This is a genomic window from Bacteroides cellulolyticus (assembly GCF_025567135.1).
GTDB classification, from domain to species: Bacteria; Bacteroidota; Bacteroidia; order Bacteroidales; family Bacteroidaceae; genus Phocaeicola; species Phocaeicola cellulolyticus.
The window spans coordinates 185,101-208,361 of sequence record NZ_JAOQJJ010000002.1; the positions used below are offsets into that span (position 1 = coordinate 185,101).

The 23,261-nt window shown below is 37.8% G+C and carries 19 protein-coding genes, 2 tRNA genes and 1 pseudogene; 11 read left to right on the forward strand and 11 right to left on the reverse strand.

Annotation, left to right across the window (positions count from 1 at the left end):
• The first annotated feature begins 30 nt into the window (after positions 1-30).
• Together OCV82_RS03970 and OCV82_RS03975 are read left to right on the forward strand one after the other, a co-directional pair.
• A complete protein-coding gene (locus OCV82_RS03970; protein ID WP_154043222.1) occupies positions 31-1,068 on the forward strand; it encodes an aldo/keto reductase in 1,038 nt (345 codons plus the stop codon).
• A 265-nt stretch (positions 1,069-1,333) separates the two neighbouring features.
• Positions 1,334-1,486 (forward strand): annotated as a pseudogene (locus tag OCV82_RS03975) (HU family DNA-binding protein); the annotation flags it as partial.
• A gap of 61 nt (positions 1,487-1,547) precedes the next feature.
• Here the strand turns inward: OCV82_RS03975 and OCV82_RS03980 are convergent.
• The 5 genes from OCV82_RS03980 to aroB form a co-directional block, all read right to left on the reverse strand.
• Positions 1,548-1,620 (reverse strand) — tRNA-Lys (locus OCV82_RS03980).
• A gap of 210 nt (positions 1,621-1,830) precedes the next feature.
• Positions 1,831-2,994 (reverse strand): N-acetylglucosamine-6-phosphate deacetylase, encoded by a 1,164-nt coding sequence (nagA, locus tag OCV82_RS03985; protein ID WP_154043223.1) that lies wholly within the window; start codon positions 2,992-2,994, stop codon positions 1,831-1,833.
• Positions 2,995-3,021: 27 nt separating this feature from the next.
• Positions 3,022-4,188, reverse strand: a complete 1,167-nt coding sequence (gene nagA / locus OCV82_RS03990) for an N-acetylglucosamine-6-phosphate deacetylase (RefSeq protein WP_154043224.1) — start codon at positions 4,186-4,188, stop codon at positions 3,022-3,024.
• Between the two features lie 315 nt (positions 4,189-4,503).
• Positions 4,504-4,578 (reverse strand) — tRNA-Pro (locus OCV82_RS03995).
• A 90-nt stretch (positions 4,579-4,668) separates the two neighbouring features.
• Entirely contained in the window at positions 4,669-5,733 is a 1,065-nt protein-coding gene (aroB, locus tag OCV82_RS04000) for a 3-dehydroquinate synthase (RefSeq protein ID WP_154043225.1), read from the reverse strand.
• 109 nt (positions 5,734-5,842) lie between these two features.
• Between aroB and OCV82_RS04005 the strand changes: the two genes are divergently transcribed.
• The 3 genes from OCV82_RS04005 (at position 5,843) to cls (ending at position 10,793) form a co-directional block, all read left to right on the forward strand.
• Entirely contained in the window at positions 5,843-6,256 is a 414-nt protein-coding gene (locus tag OCV82_RS04005; protein ID WP_154043226.1) for a hypothetical protein, read from the forward strand.
• 94 nt (positions 6,257-6,350) lie between these two features.
• The gene (locus tag OCV82_RS04010) at positions 6,351-9,227 is read left to right on the forward strand and encodes a TonB-dependent receptor (protein ID WP_154043227.1); all 2,877 of its coding nucleotides are present in this window, start codon (positions 6,351-6,353) and stop codon (positions 9,225-9,227) included.
• A 129-nt stretch (positions 9,228-9,356) separates the two neighbouring features.
• A complete protein-coding gene (gene cls / locus OCV82_RS04015) occupies positions 9,357-10,793 on the forward strand; it encodes a cardiolipin synthase (protein WP_154043228.1) in 1,437 nt (478 codons plus the stop codon).
• Here the strand turns inward: cls and OCV82_RS04020 are convergent.
• From OCV82_RS04020 to OCV82_RS04030, 3 genes are read right to left on the reverse strand one after another with little or no spacing between them, the layout of a single operon-like run.
• Positions 10,765-11,364, reverse strand: coding sequence for an RsmD family RNA methyltransferase (locus tag OCV82_RS04020; protein ID WP_154043229.1), 600 nt, complete (start codon positions 11,362-11,364; stop codon positions 10,765-10,767). The two genes, cls and OCV82_RS04020, sit on opposite strands and share 29 nt — an antisense overlap.
• Positions 11,355-12,173 (reverse strand): DUF3822 family protein, encoded by an 819-nt coding sequence (locus tag OCV82_RS04025; protein ID WP_154043230.1) that lies wholly within the window; start codon positions 12,171-12,173, stop codon positions 11,355-11,357. Before OCV82_RS04025 ends, OCV82_RS04020 begins: the two co-directional genes overlap by 10 nt.
• A 10-nt stretch (positions 12,174-12,183) precedes the next feature.
• Entirely contained in the window at positions 12,184-12,870 is a 687-nt protein-coding gene (locus OCV82_RS04030) for a hypothetical protein (protein ID WP_154043231.1), read from the reverse strand.
• A 94-nt stretch (positions 12,871-12,964) separates the two neighbouring features.
• Here OCV82_RS04030 and OCV82_RS04035 point away from each other — a divergent pair, with 94 nt between their 5' ends.
• Positions 12,965-14,383 carry an ATP-dependent DNA helicase gene (locus OCV82_RS04035; RefSeq protein ID WP_154043232.1) on the forward strand — a complete coding sequence of 473 codons (1,419 nt, stop codon included), beginning with the start codon at positions 12,965-12,967 and terminating at the stop codon, positions 14,381-14,383.
• Here OCV82_RS04035 and OCV82_RS04040 read toward each other — a convergent pair.
• From OCV82_RS04040 to OCV82_RS04050, 3 genes are read right to left on the reverse strand one after another with little or no spacing between them, the layout of a single operon-like run.
• Positions 14,355-15,668, reverse strand: coding sequence for an MATE family efflux transporter (locus OCV82_RS04040; protein WP_154043233.1), 1,314 nt, complete (start codon positions 15,666-15,668; stop codon positions 14,355-14,357). The two genes, OCV82_RS04035 and OCV82_RS04040, sit on opposite strands and share 29 nt — an antisense overlap.
• An 18-nt stretch (positions 15,669-15,686) precedes the next feature.
• Complete coding sequence (locus tag OCV82_RS04045; protein ID WP_154043234.1) at positions 15,687-16,424, reverse strand: biotin--[acetyl-CoA-carboxylase] ligase; 738 nt, start codon at positions 16,422-16,424, stop codon at positions 15,687-15,689.
• A 26-nt stretch (positions 16,425-16,450) separates the two neighbouring features.
• Complete coding sequence (locus OCV82_RS04050; protein WP_154043235.1) at positions 16,451-16,816, reverse strand: YraN family protein; 366 nt, start codon at positions 16,814-16,816, stop codon at positions 16,451-16,453.
• A gap of 73 nt (positions 16,817-16,889) precedes the next feature.
• Here OCV82_RS04050 and OCV82_RS04055 point away from each other — a divergent pair, with 73 nt between their 5' ends.
• The 5 genes from OCV82_RS04055 to OCV82_RS04075 all read left to right on the forward strand — a co-directional run bounded on the left by OCV82_RS04055 (position 16,890) and on the right by OCV82_RS04075 (position 23,222).
• A complete protein-coding gene (locus OCV82_RS04055) occupies positions 16,890-17,123 on the forward strand; it encodes a hypothetical protein (protein ID WP_154043236.1) in 234 nt (77 codons plus the stop codon).
• 3 nt (positions 17,124-17,126) lie between these two features.
• Entirely contained in the window at positions 17,127-17,561 is a 435-nt protein-coding gene (locus OCV82_RS04060; protein ID WP_154043237.1) for a nucleoside deaminase, read from the forward strand.
• A gap of 533 nt (positions 17,562-18,094) precedes the next feature.
• On the forward strand, positions 18,095-19,873 hold the full coding sequence (locus OCV82_RS04065) for a site-specific DNA-methyltransferase (protein WP_154043238.1): 1,779 nt from the start codon (positions 18,095-18,097) through the stop codon (positions 19,871-19,873).
• A gap of 2 nt (positions 19,874-19,875) precedes the next feature.
• On the forward strand, positions 19,876-22,524 hold the full coding sequence (locus OCV82_RS04070; RefSeq protein ID WP_154043239.1) for a DEAD/DEAH box helicase: 2,649 nt from the start codon (positions 19,876-19,878) through the stop codon (positions 22,522-22,524).
• 176 nt (positions 22,525-22,700) lie between these two features.
• Positions 22,701-23,222, forward strand: a complete 522-nt coding sequence (locus OCV82_RS04075; protein WP_154043240.1) for a hypothetical protein — start codon at positions 22,701-22,703, stop codon at positions 23,220-23,222.
• The last annotated feature ends 39 nt before the right edge of the window (positions 23,223-23,261 follow it).

A 23,261-nucleotide genomic window follows, 5' to 3' on the forward strand; every position in this document is an offset into this window, starting at 1 on the left:
CGCATTTATTCATTACAAAAACATATCATTATGGAATACATTAAACTTGGAAATTCTGACTTAAACGTATCACGCATCTGCATGGGATGCATGGGATTCGGCGACCCGACACAAGGACCTTGTACTTGGACTCTTGGTCCGGACGCTTCACGAGACATCATCAAGCGAGGATTGGAATTAGGCGTAAACTTCTTCGACACCGCCATCGCTTACCAAAGTGGCACAAGTGAACAGTATGTCGGCAAAGCCCTTCGTGAGTTGGCAAAGCGCGAAGATGTGGTAGTGGCAACAAAATTCCTGCCACGTACCGCTGACGAAATTGCCGCAGGCATCACTGGGCAACAACATGTGGAGCGTATGCTCAACAAGAGCCTTGAAAACCTTGGCATGGATTACGTGGACTTGTACATCTGCCACATGTGGGATTACAACACGCCTATTGAGGACATCCTGGAAGGAATGAACAACGCAGTAAAAGCAGGTAAAGTACGTGCCATCGGCATATCCAACTGTTTTGCCTGGCAGCTTGCCAAAGCCAACGCCATAGCCGAGCGTAACGGTTGGGCAAAATTCGTTTCCGTACAAGGTCACTACAATTTGATTTTCCGCGAGGAAGAGCGTGAAATGGTTCCCCTATGCGAAGAAGATAACATTGCACTTACTCCATACAGTGCGTTGGCGGGAGGCCGCTTATCGAAACATCCGGGTGAAACATCCAAGCGTCAGGAAGAAGACGGTGTGGCAAAAATGAAATACGATGCCTCAGCCGAACAGGATAACGTCATCATTGCCCGTGTAGCCGAACTTGCCGACCGATACGGCGTGACGATGACTCAAGTCGCTCTGGCATGGCTCCTGAAAAAAGTCACTTCGCCCGTTGTTGGAGCAACCAAACTGCACCACATCGAGGGAGCTGTTGCCGCACTTGACTTGAAACTGACGGACGATGACATGAACTATCTGGAAGAAGCCTACGTACCACATCCGTTAGTAGGGGTTATGGCGTTGAACAAGAAGAAGCCGACACAAAAGGCAACTTGGTCAACTGGGAATCAAGTCATCAAATAGAAATATAGGGCAAAACCGATATTATAAAACAATAATGCAATATGTTTAACCCGTCTTCTTGTCAAGAATTAGTCAAAACGATTTGCCGTCTGGGACACCCGGTTTCCCCATCGGGGACAAACGACCGCCTCGTGGGGGACAAACGAGCACCCCGTCGGGGACAAATGAGAATATCGTCGGAGACTAAAACAGAATCCATTGTCAATCAATAAGTTGCAAAACCGTCTTGACCGCACTGGGCAGAAGACCTAAAAAGTAAGTTTGTATGATTTTTTGGAAGCGTGTACAACAAGCAATCAACGACCTGTGGTATCCCCGCAGCGTCACCGTAGGCAAACCCGTAGAAACGCAGGAACTTGCCAACCGCATCGCGCGTGAGTCGACCGTGTCGCCCGCCGACACCCATGCCGTGCTCCAAACCAACGTATAAATACGAAAAAAGCGACTATCTTTTTGAGATAATCGCTTGATTTTCTGAGTGATCCGCTTGGGGCTCGAACCCAAGACCCCAACATTAAAAGTGTTGTGCTCTACCTGCTGAGCTAGCGAATCAATCCTATTTGCTATCGTTGTTTCCCGATTGCGAGTGCAAAGGTATGACTTTTTTTTAAATCTGCAAAATATTTGAGACTTTTTTATTGGAAAATATTAATAAAAAAAGAAATCTGGGATAATCACCTTTGAAGTGTGTATCCCAGATATTACAAATGTGTGTTTATCTATACTAATAAAGATTTTATTAAATAGTTGAATGTAAGGCTATTAATGTATTAATGTGTTTGTGCCTTCAACGATTTCTCCATAAGAGAATACACATCTTACATTAGTATCCTTGTCCAAAATAACGATGTCGGCATCTTTGCCTTTTTGAAGAGTTCCTTTTCTGTCGTCTATACCTATAATCTTTGCCGGTGTCTCAGAAGCCATTCTTACTGCATCTTCTAATGGAATTCCTGCCTTTTTAACCATAGTCCATACCAGTTTATCCATGGTTGCAAGGCTTCCGGCCAATGATGAATGATCTGCCAGCTTACATACGTCGTTTTCGATAACATATTGCGGGTCATTAATTTCTCCGTCAAATGCAGCGTATTTTAATGCGTCTGTTACCAGACAGGTTTGTTCTACACCTTTTAGCTTATATACTAGCTTTAATATTGTAGCAGGAAGATGTCTTCCATCAGCTATAACTTCTACAGACATGCCGTCTGTCAGATACACACTTTCAACGGTTCCTTCATATTTGTATTCTCTACGTTTATGGAATCCCGGCATTGCATTATAAAAATGTGCAGCATGAGTGAAACCAGCAGAGAATGCCTTTTTAATATCGTCATATTCCGCTTCTGTATGTGTGATTGCTGTTAATATACCATTTGAGGAAGTGAATCTGCCGAAATCAAAACCACCTGGAACTTCTGGACTTATATCCCATCTTTTTATACATGAAGTTGAGTTTATTACTTGTGTATATTCGTCTTTGTTAGGTTCTGATAAGTATTCTCCCCACTGGGCACCTGCCATTTTAGGATTCAAGTAAGGACCTTCAATGTGTAAACCTTGTATTACTTTGTTGGTTTTCATCATTTCCTCACATAAAGCGGCTGCTTTTGTGATATTATCGAATGAAGTGGAAGTCAATGTAGGGAACACTGTTGTTGCTCCATGAATTAAATGTGCGTGAGTGGCAGCGTTAAATCCTTCAGCTGTACATTCGTTATAATCGTGGCCTCCTCCTCCGTGTATATGCATACCTACAAATCCTGGAACAATATTCATTCCTTTTACATCAATAACTTTAGCACCTATTACAGCCAAATCGCTATTGGTAACTTCCAGTATTTTACCATTACTAATGAGTACAGAGCCATCCATAATCCATCCTTGTGGAGTAAGGATACGTCCGTTTATTAATTGAGTAAGCATAATCGATATTATTAGTTTGTATGATTCTTAGAATAATTTATTTGTACCTTCTACTATTTCTCCCATAGACCAAACGGCACGTACGTTAAGATCTCTGTCCAAAGCCAGGATATCGGCGTCTTTGCCTCTTTCCAGTGTACCTTTGCGGTCCAATACTCCCATAATTCTGGCCGGTGTTTCAGATACCATTCTTATTGTATCTTCTAAAGGTATTTCGGCTTTCTGTACCATAGTCTGTATCAGTCTGTCCATTGTTGCAATACTTCCAGCCAACGCAGATCGGTCTGCTAATTTGCATACACCGTCTTCGATTATAACTCTTGGGTCGAAAGCTTCCTGACTGTCGCTTGCTGCGCAGGCAAGAGCATCTGTGATTAATGCAGTTCTTTCAACACCTTTTATCTTGTGTACAAGGCGGAGAATTGTCGGTGGAACATGGATACCGTCGGCTACAACTTCAACAGTCATATCGTCAATCAAATATATACTTTCTACGGTACCTTCATACTTGTACTCTCTGCGTTTATGGAATCCCGGCATTGCATTATAGAAGTGTGTTGCATGTGTATATCCGGCCTCATAACCTGTCAATATGTCTTCATATTCAGCTTGAGTATGTCCCACAGATGCTAGGATACCTTTAGATGTGATATATTTTGCGAATTGCATTGCTCCAGGAAGTTCGGGAGCGGCATCCCATCTTTTTATACAATTTGTTTCTTCCAGCAGAGGGATATATTCTTCAGGGTCTGGATTTTTTATGTTTTCAGGCATTTGTCCTCCTGCCATCTTCATGTTAAAATAATGACCTTCCAAGTGTAATCCGAGGACAGGGCTGTTATGTTCTTGCATTAATTTTTCTGTAGTTGCAGCAGCAGCACGTATCATTGGGATTGTTGATGATGACAGAGTAGGGAAGATACTGGTCGTACCATGTTGCATGTGTGCTTTGATTGCAGCTCTAAATGCATCTTCCGATCCTTCCATAAAATCTCTACCTCCACCACCGTGTACGTGGATTTCTACACCGCCAGGTACTATATACATACCTTTTGCGTCAATTATTTTTGCGCCGACAATAGCCAGATCGCAATTAGTAACTTCAAGGATTTTATTGTCACAAATTATTACAGAACCGTCTTTAAGCCATCCTTGTGGCGTTAAAATACGAGCGTTAATTATTTGGGTTAACATGATAGATAGTGATTAGTTTCTGATATATTTTTTTAATGACGCAAATTTAATCAATAAAAATTAGTTTATGCTCATTGACTTGGATTTTTTTTATTATATATATGATATATTATATGAATGTTTAAAATTTTTAATTGTATAATATTATAAATTCAAGTATTTCAAACTTCTTTAAAGTAAATAATTGTTCTATTTTACTTTCCTTTGTTTTTTATTTAGTTTGCAATTTTCTTTATTCGATTGTTGTAGATGTATAAACTATATAAAACAATAAAAGCATTGACAATCATCAGATTATCAATGCTTTATTCTCAGTCGGGATGACTGGATTCGAACCAGCGACCACACGCCCCCCAGACGCGTACTCTAACCGGGCTGAGCTACATCCCGAATTGCGGATGCAAAATTAGTGTTTTTTTTATAAACACCAAATTATATTCTTGGTTTTGCCCATGCCATGGTCTATACCATGTTAATCAATTATCCCATTGTTTCAGAATAGAAGTCAAGGCTTTCGAAAATTTCTTGTTTTGAAACTATCTGGTTTATTTTTATTTCGCCAACATCGCTCAAAAGTGTGAAGTTTACGGAATTGGCAGATTCGTTCTTCTTGTCGTGAGTCATGAGTTCATATAAAGTTTCGTAGTCTTTACATGTGAAACCCAGTTTGCCGTAGTGTTCTTTTACAAATGTCACTGTTTGTCGAAGCCTGTCACTAGGGAAACCTGCTCTGATGTGCGATAGATATAATTCGCATACCAATCCCCATGCTACTGCATATCCGTGCAGTGAATGATTTTTTCCACGCAAAGAATAACTTTCAAAAGCATGTCCCACCGTGTGTCCTAGGTTCAATGACTTGCGAATTCCTTTTTCAAACGGGTCTTGTTCAACCACGTTCTCTTTTATTCCTACTGATTTTCCTATTAGTGTCTGTAATGATTTATAATCTATATCTTTTGAAAAATCGAATTGTATGAGTTCTTTCCAATTGTCATAATTGCTTATAAGACCATGCTTCAACATTTCTGCATATCCTGACATTATGTTCTCATAGTCAAGTGTTTTCAGAAACTCACTGTCAATGATTACTTCAGATGCAGGCGCGAAAGCTCCGATTTCGTTCTTCAGACCGTTGAAATTTATTCCTGTTTTTCCACCGACTGCTGCATCTACCATTGATAGAAGCGTGGTAGGTATATTTATGAATTGTATTCCTCTTTTAAATGTTGCGGCAGCAAAACCACCCAGGTCTGTAACCATTCCTCCTCCAAGGTTTATTAATAGGGAATGTCTTGTGGCTCCTCTTTGGCTTAATTCAGACCATACGTAAGCTAAGGTGTCCAGATTCTTGTTTGTGTCCTCAACTCCTATGGTGATTTCCGAGGCATTATGTATGAAATCTATGTTCTTGGTCAAAGGCAGGCAGTGACGTGAAGTATGGTTATCTGTTAATATGAACAGTTTATCGAATTTATGAGAAGATATTACTGTTTTCAGATCTTCTTCCAGTTCTTTGCAAATAATAATTTTTTGTTTGCTCATGATTTTACATATTTGACGGCAAAAATAGAAAAAAAGTTAGAAAATCACTTTATAACGTTTACAAATAATTATTTTTGTACCACTAATTAAAAACTAAATGATAAGAGTTATGAAAGGACTTTTTCCAACTTGTTTTCGTGTGGCGGGATACACACTTCTTATATTGTCTGTATTTGTTCCAATGCTTATGTATATGTTTGGAATGATAACATCAGATGCAGGTTTTATATATTCTAAACTTGCAGCAAAAGCAGTCATATGGATTTCATTGTTTTTCATATTTTTTGCGAAGACTGTCGATGAGGATGAGATAACATCGTCTTTGCGTGCGAAAGCTGCAAAATTTGCTTTGTTTCTGTGGGGAATATACTATCTGATTGCGCTAGGAATGGCTGCTGCAGATTTGAATTATCAAAGTGCCGATAATTCTGTAGGTATATATTATATGGTAATGAATGTTATATGCTTTGAGTTTTTGGTGCAAAAACGTAAAATAGAGAAAAAATTTGGTAGGAAAAATTAAAATGACGTTTACTGGATTAAACCTTTTCTTAGTTTCTCTATCAAAAGCGTATTGAATATAATTTGTTAAAATATGGAATGATAGTTTTGGGACTATGAAAAGTTGGGTTTTGTGTTTTTTGTTGGGGGCTTTCACCCCTTCGTTAATCTTCTCACAAGGAAGGACTCCTCGTGGTACTGTTTCCGGAACAGTAGTAGATGCTGATGATAAGATGCCGGTAATGCAGGCTACGGTGCAAGTGTTGTCACCAAAGGACAGTACTATGATAATCGGTAATATTACAGATCTGGACGGTAAATTTTCGCTAAATGCAAAGTTAGGAAAGTATTTGCTGAAAGTGTCCTTTGTGGGATATAAGCCGGTTTTTAAAGATTTCGAAATAACCAGACAAAAGCCGAAGGCTTCGGTTGGAAATATAGAACTTTCTTCTGATGCTATTATGCTTGAGGAAGCTGTGATAGTTGCACAGGCTCCTGAAGTAACTGCAGTGGCGGATACTTTGGTGTATAATTCTTCTGCATACAGAGTGCCGGAGGGATCAGCACTGGAGGAACTGGTTAAGAAACTTCCTGGAGCAGAGATAGATGATGACGGAAAAATAACCATTAACGGAAAAGAAATAAGCAAAATTATGATTGACGGTAAGGAGTTCTTTGCCGACGATCCTAATATTGCCCTGAAGAATTTGCCTGTAAACATTATTGATAAACTTCGTGCGTACGATAAGCAGTCGGATATGGCAAAGGCTACAGGTATTCAGGATGGAGAAGAAGAAACAGTACTTGACCTTACTGTAAAGCCGGGTATGAACAAAGGTTGGTTTGGTAATGCCGATGTTGCTGGTGGTACTCAGGATAGGTATAGTGCAAAAGTCCTTTTAAACCGTTTTTATGGTGGAAATCAGTTTACTGTCATCGGTTCGTCAAACAATGTAAATGACAACGGCTTTCCCGGCGGTGGGGGAGGTGGCGGTTGGAGACGTCAGAATGGCTTGAACACCATTCATATGGCAGGTTTCAACTTCGCTACAGAAACAGAGAAGTGGCATAATAACGGAAGTGTAAACTTTAATCTGAAAAATTCGGATATAAGAAGTAAAAGTGCTTCTGAAACATTTGTGTCCAGTTCTTCAAGCTCTTTTACAAATGCGATGAATATCCAAGATAATAAGAATCTTAATCTTACGGCTGATTTTAGGATTGAATGGAATCCTGACACTATGACTATGGTGCTTTTCCGTCCAAGATTTCAGTTGGGAGATACTGACAACGGAACTGATTCAAAGACATATACCTTTAATCAGGATCCGGTGTTCTCTACAGACGAACTTATCAATGCTGATGATTTGACAGAACTTGTTCCTGAAGAGAACATCATCAACACCATTATACGTAACAGTCTGTCGCGTTCAAATTCGCTTACTCATGGAGCCTCATTGATGTATAACAGACGTCTTGGTAAAGCTGGAAGAAATATAACATTGAGAGGATACTATAATGTAACAAACAGTACATCAGAGCAATTCTCTACATCTGAAACCAATTATTTCCAGAAGACACCGGAAGAGCAACTGGAAATATTGAACCGTTATATATCTACACCGACAAAAAGTTACAGCTACAGTGCCCGTGTTTCATATAGCGAACCTATACTCAAGAATATGTTCTTGCAGTTCAGCTATAATTTCCAGTATAAGAGAAACACCTCGGATAATTCCACTTATGATATGCCCGAAGGATGGACAGTACCTCAAGGCATAGCAGGAGATATAAATGGTACTTATAATGATGATTTAAGTAAAAGTGCAGCATATGACTATTATAATCATCAGGTTGATGTGTCTTATAAATGGATAACCCAAAAGTCTCAGTTTAACTTGGGTGTCTCATTACAGCCACAGAACACAAAACTTGATTATAAGAAAGGTGATTTGGATACTGTAAGTGTGCGTAAGGTGTTTAACTTCACTCCTACATTGGACTTCAGATATAAGTTTTCGAAAACAAGTCAGCTCAGGGTTGACTATAGAGGACGTAGTTCACAGCCAAGCATGACAGATCTGTTACCTATTGAGGACAATACGGATCCGCTTAATGTAAAACAGGGAAATCCTAATCTGAAGCCTTCCTTTACAAATACATTGCGTGTTCATTATAATACGTTCAATGTTGATACTCAGAGAGGTTGTATGACATTCTTTACATACAACAATACACTTAACAGTATCAGTAACCGCCGAACTTATGATGAAAATACCGGAGGATATACTACCAGACCTGAAAATATTAACGGAAACTGGAATATATTCGGTATGGTAGGTGGTAACATTGCCTTGAAGAACAAGAAATATACAATTAACACATTTACTAATACCAGATATAGTAATATGGTTAGTTATATCAGCAGTAAGGAGGTTACCACAAATTCAGATAAGAATATAACCAAGCAGTTAAGCCTTGGCGAGCGCTTGAGAGGTACATACAGATCAGACTGGTGGGAAGTTTCATTGAATGGATCTATCAATTATACTCATTCAAGAAACAGCTATCAGGAGTCCAGCAATATGGACACTTATCAGTTCTCTTACGGTGCAAGTACAAATATCAATCTTCCGTGGAATATGTCCATCTCTACTGATTTGTCACAGAATTCCAGACGTGGTTACACGGATGCTTCCATGAATCGTGATGAACTTTTATGGAATGCGCAGATTTCACAGAATTTCCTCAAGGGAAATGCTGCAACAGTAAGCGTACAGTTCTACGATATATTACGCAATCAGAGCAATATAAGTCGTGTAATTTCGGCTGCCATGCGTTCTGATACAGAGTATAATGCCATCTACAGTTATTGTATGGTTCATTTTATATATCGTCTTAATTTATTTGGTGGAAAACAAGGTGGACGTCCTATGGGCGGCCCGGGATTCGGACCTCCGGGACATGGACCTGGATTTGGTCACAGGAGATAATGATAACGTTAGAAAATCGCATGAAGTCAGAAATGATTTCATGCGTTTTTTTATTATATAAAGGCTGAAAAGTAATATGTTTTTCATTAAAAACATGTATTTTTGTTTTTAACCTGAAATGGAATTATTATGAATGATGTTTTCTTTTCGCTGTTTTATTTTACTTATATCCTGGTTGTTTTCTCAACTGTGGTATTTGTTGTACTTGATAATAGAAACCCGGTTAAGACAATGGCTTGGATACTGGTTCTGTTTTTCCTTCCATTGGTAGGACTTGTACTATATTTCTTTTTGGGGAGAAGTAATAGAAAGGAAAGGCTGATAAGTAAAAAAGGATATTCCAGGCTTATAAAAAGGCCTATGGCTGAATATCAGGCACAGGAAACATTAAATATCAGTATAGGAAAATACAGGATAATATCATTCTTTAAAAATGTCAACAAAGCTTTGCCTTTTGATGGAAATGAGGTTGAGATATACACAGACGGTTTTTCCATGTTTCTTTCATTATTGAGGTCTGTTTATAATGCAAAGCATCATATTCATATTGAGTTCTACATAATAGAAAATGATCCCGTTGGCCGTATGCTGAGAGATGCTCTGATAGACAAGTCGAGACAAGGGGTAAAGGTTAGATTGCTTTATGACGATGTAGGATGTTGGAAGGTTGACAACGGATTTTATGAACAGATGTTGTGCGAAGGCATAGAGGTACAAGGTTTTCTGAAAGTGAGATATCCTATTTTTACCTCAAAGGTCAATTATAGAAATCATAGAAAGATTGTTGTTATTGATGGTAAAGTGGGTTATGTCGGAGGTATGAATATAGCCTATAGATATTTGTATGGATTTGATTGGGGAAGATGGAGAGATACTCATGTAAGGATTAAAGGAAAAGCCGTATATGGATTGCAGACAAGTTTCCTGACAGACTGGTTTACTGTGGAAAGATCTCTGATTACCGCTCCTGAATATTTTCCTAAAATGTCGGAACAACCTGAAAATGATAGGAAGTCCAATTCATTGGTTCAGATAGTAACTTCTGATCCGGTAGGTGAATGGAGGGATATCATGCAAGGTTATGTTATGGCAATAAATAATGCCAGAAGCTATATATATATACAGACTCCATATTTACTTCCTACCGAGCCTGTGCTTACAGCTTTACAGACAGCAGCTTTGGCTGGTGTAGATGTAAGGGTCATGATTCCTAAGAGAGGCGATTCGTGGCTTATACATAAAGGAACTATGTCATATATTGACGATATGCTCGAGGCCGGGGTGAAGGTTTATCTTTATAAGGCAGGATTTTTACATTCCAAACTCATGGTCAGTGACGATGAAATATCCACTGTAGGTTCTACCAATATGGATTTCAGGAGTTTTGAACATAATTTTGAAGCCAATGCCTTCTTCTATGACAAAGAAACGGCATTGGCTCTGAAAAATATATTTTATAATGATATAAAATCAAGTATGTTGCTGACACAAAAGATATGGAATTCCCGTTCAGGAAAGAATAAGATTTCCGAGTCTGTCATGAGACTGTTGTCTCCTCTTTTGTAATCTCATTATTTTCGTCGTTTGCTTCCGCATCAGACGGATATCCGAAAAATGAGAAGTTGACACTTCCATAGTATCTGTGTTCTATGAAGTATGGGTGTGATTCAAAGCTCAAGTCTTTTCCGTGTTCAAGAACAAACAGCCCTCCTTCTTTCAGTAATCCGTATTTGAAAATCAAATCAGGTATTTCCGACAGCCTTTCAAGTGCATAAGGTGGGTCGGCAAAAATAAAATCAAACTTCTCCTGACATCTTTCTATATACTTGAAAACGTCTGCCTTTAACATGAAACATTTGTCTGTCTTCACTTCTTTCATTATCTTGCTGATGAATGACAGATGTTGGGCGTCCTTTTCTACAGAAATAACTCTGTCGCATCCTCTCGACAGGAGTTCTATGCTTATGCTTCCTGTTCCGGCAAACAAATCAAGCGCTGAAACGCCATCTTCAAAATCAATATAGTTGTTCAGTACATTGAACAAATTTTCTTTTGCAAAATCTGTTGTAGGGCGTGCCTTGAATGTATGAGGAACATCAAATCTTCTTCTTTTATATATACCGCTTATTACTCGCATAATATTAGTGATTGAACGTCGAACGGGATATTCTCTATTTCACTTATTGATGAATTATTGAATTCCGCTTGTGGGTTAATACTGTAAATGTGGCTTATATACTTTTTAAGCTCCGGGATAATGATTTTTTTTATATCGGATAGTCCTGTTAAATACAACTCGTCTCTTTCCTGATCAAATCCGGCCTGTTGCCATATGTTGAGTATAAAGTAATTGATGTCATTTGTTGATGTGCTTGAATACGTATTTACAAGCATAAGTCTGCCTTTATCCAGTGCTACTACATCAATACTGTTGTGGTGAATATTGGTGTATAGTTTCTTGCTGTTACCAAGTTGGCTTTTTATAGTCAGATATTCAATCTGTGGACTTATTGAAGAAAAGAATCTTGCATCAGGAAAATGTTCGGACAAGAACACGTGCGTAAGTTTGTCCAGTGAAAATATAACAACAGAGCTGCTGTTACTTAATATATTGCACAATATGATTTCATTCTTCTTTTCCCTTACGTTGTGATAGAATATATTCTCCATGGAGTCATCCTCAAAAAACTCCAAAGGTACTATCGTATAGCGTGGTGAGTGTATCAGAATGTTGGTTTGTTTGAATGTGTATTTCAGCTCTTCTGTGGCTGCAAGGAAAGCTTTTACGTTTGCGGCCATCGAACGCTGTGTGTTTACAGGATATGCGCGATAATAGAAGTCATTCCCGTTTATAGGGTTATAGATAGAAAAAGAAAATCCATCCGTACTGAGACGGATGGATAATGTATATTGTTCTGATTTGTTAAAATCTAAAGTTTCTGTCATGTATAAATGATTATTCCCAGTTTCCGGCATTGTTGTTTGGCTGTTCGATATCACCTACTCTCAAACCGCAATATTTGCCAAGTTTAGACTGCATATCTTTAAGGTTTGCAAGTTCTTGTCTGTTGATACCGTCCAAATATACATCGTATGCAACCTGTGCCTGGAACAAGTTAAGAGGAGCACCAGATTTCATAGTGTCTTTGCGTACTGCCATTTCGAATTTAGCACCGTTACCGTAAGGAACATAGCAAAGTGAATCAGGGTTAAATCCTTTTGAGAAGATAGTGTCAAGTACAGCTACCCACATAGTATCACGACGGAAGTTCTGAAGTCCTTCTTTTTCTACTTCTTTATAGTTACCAGTTTTCTTAGCCTTGTTGATGATAGCCATAGCTTTCTTTTCAGTCATACCGGCTTCAAGCTGAGCGTCAGTCAGAGATCCAACTTTAAGGATGAATGGAAGTTTTGCTGTTTTTACGAAGTCTATCAAAGAGTCGAAGTCAGCTGTGTAAGCACCCTGGTGCATACCGCGGTATTCCTGCTGTGCTTTACGGATGTCGATAAGACGAGCAATGATAGCTTTTTCTCTAATTCCTCTTTCTTTGTCAAAATTTATTGGACCCATTACACTGCCATAGCAGATGTAAACCAAACCTACAACGCAGGCTGCTAAAACAAGATTAATAACTGTTTTCATGATAATATTATTTTTTTAGTTTATATTCGTAGCGCAAAAATAAGATAAATAACTTGAACAACGTAAATATTACTCAATCTTTTTATTTACTTTTATGTTAAATAACTATTTAACGCAACAAATTAAGCGAAATTTTTGTTACCAACCAACAGAAGAGCAAGAAAAAGCTATAAAATGTATAGCAGATTTCTTGTTTAAGCCTGAAAATGATACTTTGTTATTACTGAAAGGATATGCAGGAACCGGTAAGACAACTCTGATTGGGGCTGTCGTCAGGACTTTGTCCGAGATGCGGGCCGGCTATGTGCTTATGGCTTCTACCGGAAGGGCTGCCAAGGTCTTTTCCCGTTATTCGGGATTTTCAGCTTATACAATACACAAGAAAATATATCGTCAGAAATCCTTTTCCAATGATCTTGATAATTTTTCTTTGAATGACAATCTTCACAAGAATACACTGTTCATAGTGGATGAGGCTTCCATGATTTCTAATGACGGGCTGTCGGGAGCATCTTTTGGAAGCGGAAGGCTTCTAGATGACCTGATAGAATATGTATATGCCGGACAGGGATGCCGCCTTCTTATAATAGGTGATGATGCCCAGCTGCCGCCGGTTGGTGAAGATGAAAGCCCGGCTTTATCTGCAGAAGTGTTGAGCGGATACGGACTTGACGTTACGGAATGTATCCTGACGGAAGTAATCCGATATTCTGGCAGAAACGGTATTCTGTCAAACGCAACCATGCTTCGCGAAAGAATGGCAGCCGATGATATTTACGATCTTCCGGTGCTTACGCTTAAGGGATACGAAGATATTTCTTCCATACCAGGCAGTGAACTGATTGAGGCTATAAACTCATCCTATAATGAAGTAGGTATGGATGAAACTATGGTAATATGCCGTTCAAACAAGAGGGCTTATCTTTATAATAAGGGAATAAGGAATACCATTCTTTATAGAGAAGAAGAACTAAGTACAGGCGATATACTTATGATAGCCAAGAATAATTATCACTGGACTGCGGACTGTAAGGAGATGGACTTCATTGCAAATGGAGATATAGCCGTTGTGCGCCGCGTACGCAGGACTCAAGAAATGTACGGGTTCAGGTTTGCCGATGTAGTACTCTCTTTCCCAGATCATAATGATATAGAGTTCGAGCTGAAGATATTACTTGACACACTTCATTCGGACTATCCGTCGCTGTCGAAAGAAGACAGTGACCGTCTGTTCAATGCCGTAATGGAAGATTATTCGGACATAACCAATAAGAAGGAACGTATGAAGAAACTCAAGGAAGACAGTTTCTATAATGCTCTTCAGGTGAAATATGCTTATGCCGTGACATGTCATAAGGCGCAGGGTGGACAGTGGAAAAGAATCTTTATCGACCAGGGATATATCACCGAAGATACTTTTACGCCCGATTATTACCGTTGGCTATATACAGCCTTGACCAGAGCAAGTGAGAAGCTTTATCTTGTCAACTGGCCCGAAAGTCAGACCGGATAAGACGGTAGGTGAGTGCTGCCTGCACGCTTCCTCTTACGAATAGATATAATATGAATGCTATCCATAGTGAATGATTTCCAAGCGTACTGTCCGATATATAATAAGTAGAGAAAAATGCAACGGAAGCCACGAATATAGAGCGCAGCATTATGCCTGTTGCCGTGGCTCCTATACATATACCGTCGAGGATGAAAGCCATAAATCCGGCAAAAGGTATTGCCAGTACCCAATAGTAATATTCAGATGAGTTTTTTATTACATCAGTGTCGTCTGTGAGTAGCTGCAGGAAATCCCTTCCACCTATACTATATAATAATGTAAAGAATACTGCAACACCTGTTCCCCAGTAAATTAGGTGTTTTATAGTCTGTCGTAGAAGTGCGTTGTTGCGGCTGCCTACATGCTTGCCTACCAAAGCTTCTCCTGCATATGCAAATCCGTCCATTATGTACGAGAAAATTGTAAACAGCTGCATCTGCAGAGTGTTTACTGCCAGAGTAGTATCCCCGTATGCCGCTCCGGACGATGTGAAAAATACTGTAACAGCCACTATGCATAATGTTCGGAAAAATATATCTCTGTTCACTTTAAAGAAAACCGACATGCTCTTCCTGTTGAATACATTGGCTGGAGATATGTTCCATGTATATTTTTGAGTGTATTTTAATCCCAAGAGTATAGCCATCAACAATCCGGCATATTGGGCAATCAGTGTTCCGTATGCCACACCCTCAATTTTCATTCCCATTTCTTTTACAAAGAAAAGACTTGCTGCAATGTTTATGATGTTCTGTGTTATGGCTATGAACATTGGGTATTTGGAGTTCTGCATTCCAAGAAACCATCCTGTGAAACTGTATAGTCCCAATACAGCCGGAGCTCCCCAGATACATATATGGAAATATTCCGATGCATATGTCTTAACCTCAGTGCTGGTGTCGATAAAAAGAAATGCTATGCTGACAATGAGTGTTTGTAGCATAATAAGTATGGCTGCCAGCAGAACGCTTATCCCCACCGAACGCAGCAGTATATTACGGCATTCATTATCATTCCTGCTTCCATATGCCTGTGAAGTCATACCTCCGGTTCCCATTCTCAGAAATCCGAAAATCCAGTAAATCATATTGAACAGCATACCTCCCACGGCTATGGCACCTATGTATGCCACATCACCCAAATGCCCGGTTATGGTTACATCTACCAGTCCCAGCAGCGGTACTGTGATGTTCGAGATGATTGATGGTATGGCTATCTGCAGAATTTCCTTGTTTGTCTGGTTCATGTTCCTGTGTTTGGTATATTATATAATATATGACACTTCCTTAAACAGATATTTTCTAACGTTTTCTTCTCTGTCTTTAAGTACGAGGCGTCCGTCTTTCTCTATATCCTCTATGGTAGCGTCAAATGTTCCGTTGTCATCTTTATATTTATGGAAACCGTCTTTTCTGTATATGGCATCAAAATATTTTTTTCGGATAATATCATTTTCTCCATTCTCGTACATATGATAGTAACCGCTTGCCGAATTCATTATCTTGTGAAGCACAGACTCAATATCATATTCCTGTCCTGTAATCTGTGATAGAGAGACAGGATTAGGGGCGTCACTTCTGAAAATTTTCTGATTCAGATTTACACCGGTTCCCGAGATTGATCGTTCTATGTTCATACCGCTCAAGTCATTTTCTATTAATGTCCCGCAAATCTTCTTGTCCATCCAATAAATGTCGTTGGGCCATTTTATGCTTATTCCGTCAGTGTATTCCGACAGAGTGTCGAACAACGCAAGAGCGGTAATCTGCAGCAGTATGAAATGTTCTCTGGCAGGCAGTTCTTTCGGGAAAACCACAAAGCTGAACAGAAGATTCTTTCCGTCTTCTGATTCCCATTTGTTTCCTCGCTGTCCCCTGCCGTCGGTCTGAAAAGATGAATATACAGATGTAAGGTCTTCTGTGTAACCTTTTGAACAAATATCAGCCAGGCTTACATTAGTGGAAATTGTCTGTGGTATATATATAGGTTTTGGATAATTCATTGTAAATCTTTAATTAATGTATTGTTTTACCATACAGGAGAAATAAATGCGTCCTCAATATGTTTTATCTTGAAATTTCCGTCTTGTCCGGTTATGGATATAATGTCGAATCTTACATTAAGGTCAATCATATTCTTCTTTATATACACATCCGCGGCATTGATGATTCTTCTTATCTTTTTGTCGGACACTGTATATTCAGGCTCACCATAGGCATCGGTACTCCTTGTTCTTATTTCAGCAATAATCAAGCAGTTGTCTTTTCTGGCTATTATGTCCAGTTCCAGTTTTCTCCACGTCCAGTTTCTTTCCAATATTTCATATCCTTTTTCCTGAAGAAACTGGCATGCTATGTCTTCTCCTGTTTTTCCTAAAATATTATGTAAAGCCATTTTGTCATTTTTTGCAAAAATACTTATTTATTTTTTCTTAATTAACCGGAAGTAGATTAATTTTGCACATTGAATGATAGCAAAAGGTAAAACAAGAAAGAGAGTCCCGTCATCTGTTCCACCACGCAAGCAGCGTATGGTATGTCTGATGAGTGAAGAAGAAATCCGCATAGTAGATTGTTATCTCAAGAAATATAAGATAACAAACAAGGCGAGATGGCTTCGTGAGACCGTCTTGTCTCATATCCATCAGCAGTTGGACGATGATTATCCTACTCTTTTCAATGAACACGAAATGCGCAGATAGTATATGCCAGACGATAAATTCTATATGAAGCAGGCCCTTGCTGAGGCTGAACGCGCGGCCGAGAGTGGAGAGGTTCCGGTGGGAGCCGTAGTGGTTTGTCGTGACCGTATAATAGCCCGTGCGCATAACTTGACTGAAACACTGAATGATGTTACTGCTCATGCCGAGATGCAGGCAATCACAGCAGCAGAGAATGCTTTGGGAGCAAAGTATCTGAATGACTGTACGCTGTATGTCACTGTTGAACCGTGTGTGATGTGTGCCGGTGCTATAGCATGGTCGCAACTCGGAAAATTGGTTTATGGAGCTTCTGATGATAAACGTGGTTTCATGAAATATGCTCCTGATGCTCTTCATCCCAAGACAGTTCTTCTTTCAGGCGTTATGGCTGATGAGTGTGGGCAGTTGATGAAGGATTTCTTTAAAAAACGCAGATAATTCGTTTCTTTATTTGATTTAGCGATTAGCGCAAATTCTTTTAATATAGTAAAAAAAGTGACCGCTGTTGTACGGATTTTAACCTTTCTAATGGTCAGAAAAAAGCGTGCGCACATTTCATCTAAAACGTGCGCACGTTTGGATTTGAATGTGCGCCCGTTTAAAGTGGAACGTGCGCCCGCTTTTAAAACATATATTTTTCTATCTGATAACATGAAATAAATAGATGTTGTCAACTAAAGATTTTTAATAAATATGTTGAGCAATCCGTTATTTTACTCTTAGTTCTTTGATTGATAAAACTTTGGTCGGTTCATCCAAATTTACTAATTTTGCATATGTGACCAGTTTGTTTTTCTTGTTGTTGTAAATCTGCTTTTTACGGTAGCTGATTTATGAAGGATTTGATAATCTGATATTTATTATATTTAAGATTGTTTCCTCAAAAAGTTGATAGCAAATGACAAAGCAACCAACAAGAGGATTATGAGTGAGAGAAACAGATTATACATTATTTTGATAATTTAAATATTATGCCCACACTTGATTGGATTGGAAAAGAAAAAGTAATCAATCATCATAACGATGTTCCTTTTCGTGTATTAGAACATAAGTATGGCTTTCGAGCTGACAACTCTGAAGATAAGTCTGAAACCCATAGCGGTAATAAAATTATTCATGGGGATAATCTTGAAGCTTTAAAGGCTTTATTACCTGAATATGAGGGTAAGATTGATTGTGTCTATATAGATCCTCCTTATAATACAGGTGAAGAAAGATGGGTTTATAATGATAATGTTAATGATCCACATATAAAGAAGTGGCTAGGTGAGGTAGTTGGCGTTGAGGGTGAGGATTTTAGCCGTCATGATAAGTGGCTTTGTATGATGTACCCTCGTTTGATGATGCTTAAAAAACTTCTTAAAACGGATGGCGTGATTTTTATATCAATAGATGATAATGAATTCCAAAGTTTAAGATATTTATGTGATTCAATTTTTGGTAAAAATAATTTCGTTGCTACTTTTGTTTGGCAGAAAAGATATTCACGTGAGAATAGGGAAACTATTGGGGATGTACATGAATATATACTTTTATATGCAATGGATAAAAAGAGGTTTAAAGAAATCCGAAATTTAATTCCAATGAATCCACAGCAAGCAAAAGTCTATAAAAATCCGAACAATGATCCTAAAGGACGATGGAGACCTGTACCAATGACTGCACAAGCGGGACATGCAACGAAAGACCAATTTTATCCAATTGTAACTCCAGGAGGTAAAGTGCATTATCCTCCGGAAGGGCGTTGTTGGGGAATTTCTGAGACAACATACATGGATTTATTGGAAAAAGGGCGAATATATTTTGGTAAGGATGGAAATGCTCAACCGAATATTATCAGATATTTATCTGAGGTGGATGGGGTTGTGCCATGGACTTGGTTGCCACATGATGAAGTTGGTAATACAGATATGGCTAAAAAAGAAATTTATAGTCTTTTGGGAAAGAATGTTGATTTTGATACTCCTAAACCTACATCTTTGATTCTGCGACTTTTACAAATAGCAACGAAAGATAATAGTCTTATTCTTGATAGTTTTGCAGGTAGTGGTTCTACAGGGCATGCAGTATTAAAATTAAATCAATTAGACGATGGTAAAAGACAATTTATTCTCATAGAACTGATGGATTATGCGGAAACAATTACAGCAGAAAGGATAAAACGAGCAATTAATGGTTATTCGTATAAGGGTAAAATTGAGGAAGAAATATATTCTAAAAAGCTGACTCCGGTAAATCTTATGAAAGGGGCTGATTTGATGGAACAGGCAAAAAGTGCTATTGAAGAAAATAAGGATAAATATGATAAAATAAGTAAGCCTACTATTAAAGATGATTGTTTGAAAGTGGTCGGAACCAAAATCATTACTGATAGGATGGAAGGACTTGGAGGATCCTTTGATTTTTACGAACTTGGTGCACCTTTGTTCAAAGAGGATGATACCTTGAATGAAGAAGTCGGAGAAAAACGTATTCGTGAATATATATATTATACAGAAACTCGTGAACATCTGACAAGAGAACAGAGTGAAGAATATCCGTATCTATTGGATTATCATGATGGTACAGGGTACTTCTTCTATTATAAAAAGGATGAACAAACAACACTTTCGCATGATACGCTTAACATTGTACCTGAGAAGGCAGACTATTATGTAATTTATGCTGATACATGTACCATCAGTAAAGAACAATTGGCTAAAATGAACATTTCGTTTAAGAAAATTCCACGTGATATAAATAGATTTTAACTATGGAACTGAAAAAATATCAAGAAGATACATTAAGAGACCTTGCCCAATACATTGACGTATTAAATGAATGTAACAGTCTTTCGCTAGCCTATTCCCGATATTGGGAACAGAGAGGTGTGTCTGTCAGTGGAATAAACAATGATTATTTACGACCTTATATCAATAGTGTCAATTCTGTACCTCGTGTAACATTAAAAGTACCAACTGCAGGTGGAAAGACATTTATTGCTTGTAATGCCATAAAAACTGTTATGGAGCGTTTACAAACTGATGCTCCAAACAAAGTTGTAGCCTGGTTTGTCCCAAGTGATACAATATTGAAACAAACATTGGAAAAGTTACAAGATGTAGAACATCCGTACCGCCAACGTCTGGATGCATTGTTCAATCATCGTGTAATAGTTGTTGATAAGGAGTCGGCTCTTATGGGACAAAATATTAGTCCTACAAGCATGCGTGAAAACTTGATTGTTTTTGTACTTAGTGCTCAGTCATTTGTAGAGACTATTAGGGCGAAGAAAGATAAAACATCTGAACAGGCTAAGCCTCGAGTCTATCGCGAAAACGGAAACTTGGTTGAGCATGCGAAACTTTATGTTAATTCTGATAGATTGATAGAAGGCGCTGATCCAACAGCACTTATACAGGTTATTGCTCAACAGAATCCTCTCGTTATTGTGGATGAGAGTCATAATTTTAAGGCTGACTTACGTGTGGAAATGTTGACTAATATCGCACCACGTTTTATATTGGAATTGACGGCCACACCAAGAGATAATAGCAATATTATTTCTTTTGTTGATGCTATGCAATTGAAAAGAGAAAATATGGTGAAGTTGCCTGTTATCGTAGAAAATCGTAATTCGGCTAAAGATGTATTAGTTAATGCTATACGTATGCGAAATAGTCTTGAAGAGCATGCTAAAGTGATGAAACATCAAGGGGGGAAGTATATTCGGCCTATTGTGCTCTTTCAGGCACAACCCAAAACAGATGATGATAACATTACGTTTGACAAAATAAAACATAATCTGATAAATTTCGGTATTCCGGAGGAAGAAATAAAGATCAAAACAGCTAATAAAGATGAATTAAAAGGCATAAATCTGATGAGTGATCAATGTCCGGTAAGATATATTATTACTGTAAATGCTTTGAAAGAAGGTTGGGATTGTCCGTTTGCTTATATATTAGCTACATTAGCCAATAAAACGTCAGCTGTAGATGTAGAGCAGATATTGGGGCGAATTTTGCGCCAGCCTTATGCAACAAGGCATTCCAATGATCTTCTGAACATTTCATATGTGTTTACCTGTTCCAATGATTTTCGCCAGACTGTGGAGAAGATTATTGTATCGCTGCAAAAAGCAGGCTTCAGCAGAAAAGACTTTAGAGAAATAGAAAAGGTTATTCCTGAACAGCAGCAACCTGTTGTATGGGGAGATTTGTTTGGAAATGTAGAATCTACTGATGTACAAACAGAGGTAGAATATAACCCTATGGACATAACTGATGAAGAAGTTGAATCTATTAAGACGGAACTTCATGCATCGGAGGCAAACAATGAAATTGCAAATCTTCAAGAACAAGCTAAACAATTGAGTAAAGAATATGATGAGCAAATTGATGATAATTCTAATTATGATGATCCTTTAGCGGGAGTTATGCCTATGGATAAATATTACAAAATAAATGTAGAGTATCAGGAAGTGGCATCAGCAATGAATTTGCCTATTTTTTATACTAAAACAAGTGCTTCAGTATTTTCAGAAGAAGAATGGGTTCCATTGGAAAAATCTATGTTGACAAAGGGATTTGACTTGTCCACGAAGGATACCTTTGTTGATTTTACTATAATACGCCCTCAGGGAACTACTATTGATATTGCTGAAAGTGGTGATAGTTATGTACCTGTCAGGAGGAATAATCAACAGGCTATTGATTTGATTCGAAGTCAATATGTGGATAAATCCGCCTCTGATAAAAAGGGATTGTTGGCGAAACAAATAGCACGTTTAATAAGGATAGACAGTATTCCTGAGCCTCGTATAAAGGAGTATGTATCAAAAGTGATAGAACGGTTTAATGCTGATGAAATCAATAATCTTATAGACAATATTTATAATACAAGAGATGCTATTCAGGATAAAATAGAAGTATTGTTGAAAGAACATCAGGCCGAAGTCTTTAATTATTGGCTTGATATATCGCGTATTGAGGTTCGACCGCACTATACCTTCTTAGATAAAGTAGTTTTTACTAGTAAGGAACTTCAAGGATTGGAAAAAGGATTATATGCAAAAGAAGAAGATGTAAATGACTTTGAGTATGATGTTATATCTGCGATTGCGGATAATGATAATGTTCTTTTCTGGCATCGAAATCCAGATAGAAAAGGATTTTGCTTAAATGGTTTTATCAATCATTATCCGGATTTTATTGTACGTATGAAATCTGGAAGAACCGTCCTTGTAGAAACAAAGGGTGATCATTTGGTGAATGATGATTCGTTAAACAAAATAAAGATTGGCCGAAAATGGGCAGATATGTCTGGTTCTAATTATCGATATTTTATGGTGTTTGAAACCAAAGAGGTGGAAGGGGCAATAACGGTGAAACAGTTATTGCAATATTTGAAAGAACTGTAGAGTTGAATATGATAATAAAGCTTTTTGTATAATAAATAACAGTTTATATAGTAATATGGACTAAAATTAGAATTTAACATTTGATTCAGTGTATTAAAATGATTTGAGATTATTCGACTTATGTGTAATGTTTGCAAATGTTATAAATAAAATTTATAGTATAAGCTATATATTATATGATAGAAAGAATTATAAATAATAAAGAATTGTTAGTTGCGATATTAGGCGTTTTGTCAGCTATACTAGTGGCGATTATTGCTTTCTTTCGTGTATCTTATCAGATAAACAAAAACAGCAAAGCTACTTTATGTTTAAAGTTAAGAGAAGAAAAAAGTGATATATACAACAAGGTATATAGTTATATTTTTGACTTGTTAAAAGATACTTTGGATAATAAGGAGTTGGATAAAGATACTTATACTAAACGATATATGGAATTAAAGCAACTTCTATTGTTTAATGCTTCTGATAAAGTATTAAAACATTTTATCAAATTAAACTTTGATACAAACAAAAATGATTCAGCAATAACATTAGATAATTATTTTAAATTATTACTTTTCATAAGAAGAGAACTTGGTCATAAAAACAAAGGAATAAAAGAAAAAGATATTTTGAAACTGTTTGTTACAAGTGAAAAGGATTACGAAGAATTATGTCGTAAATTGGGGTATAAAAAAACAGTGCTTTATGGATAAAAAAGAAACCGCCGATAACGATTAGTTATCAGCGGTATT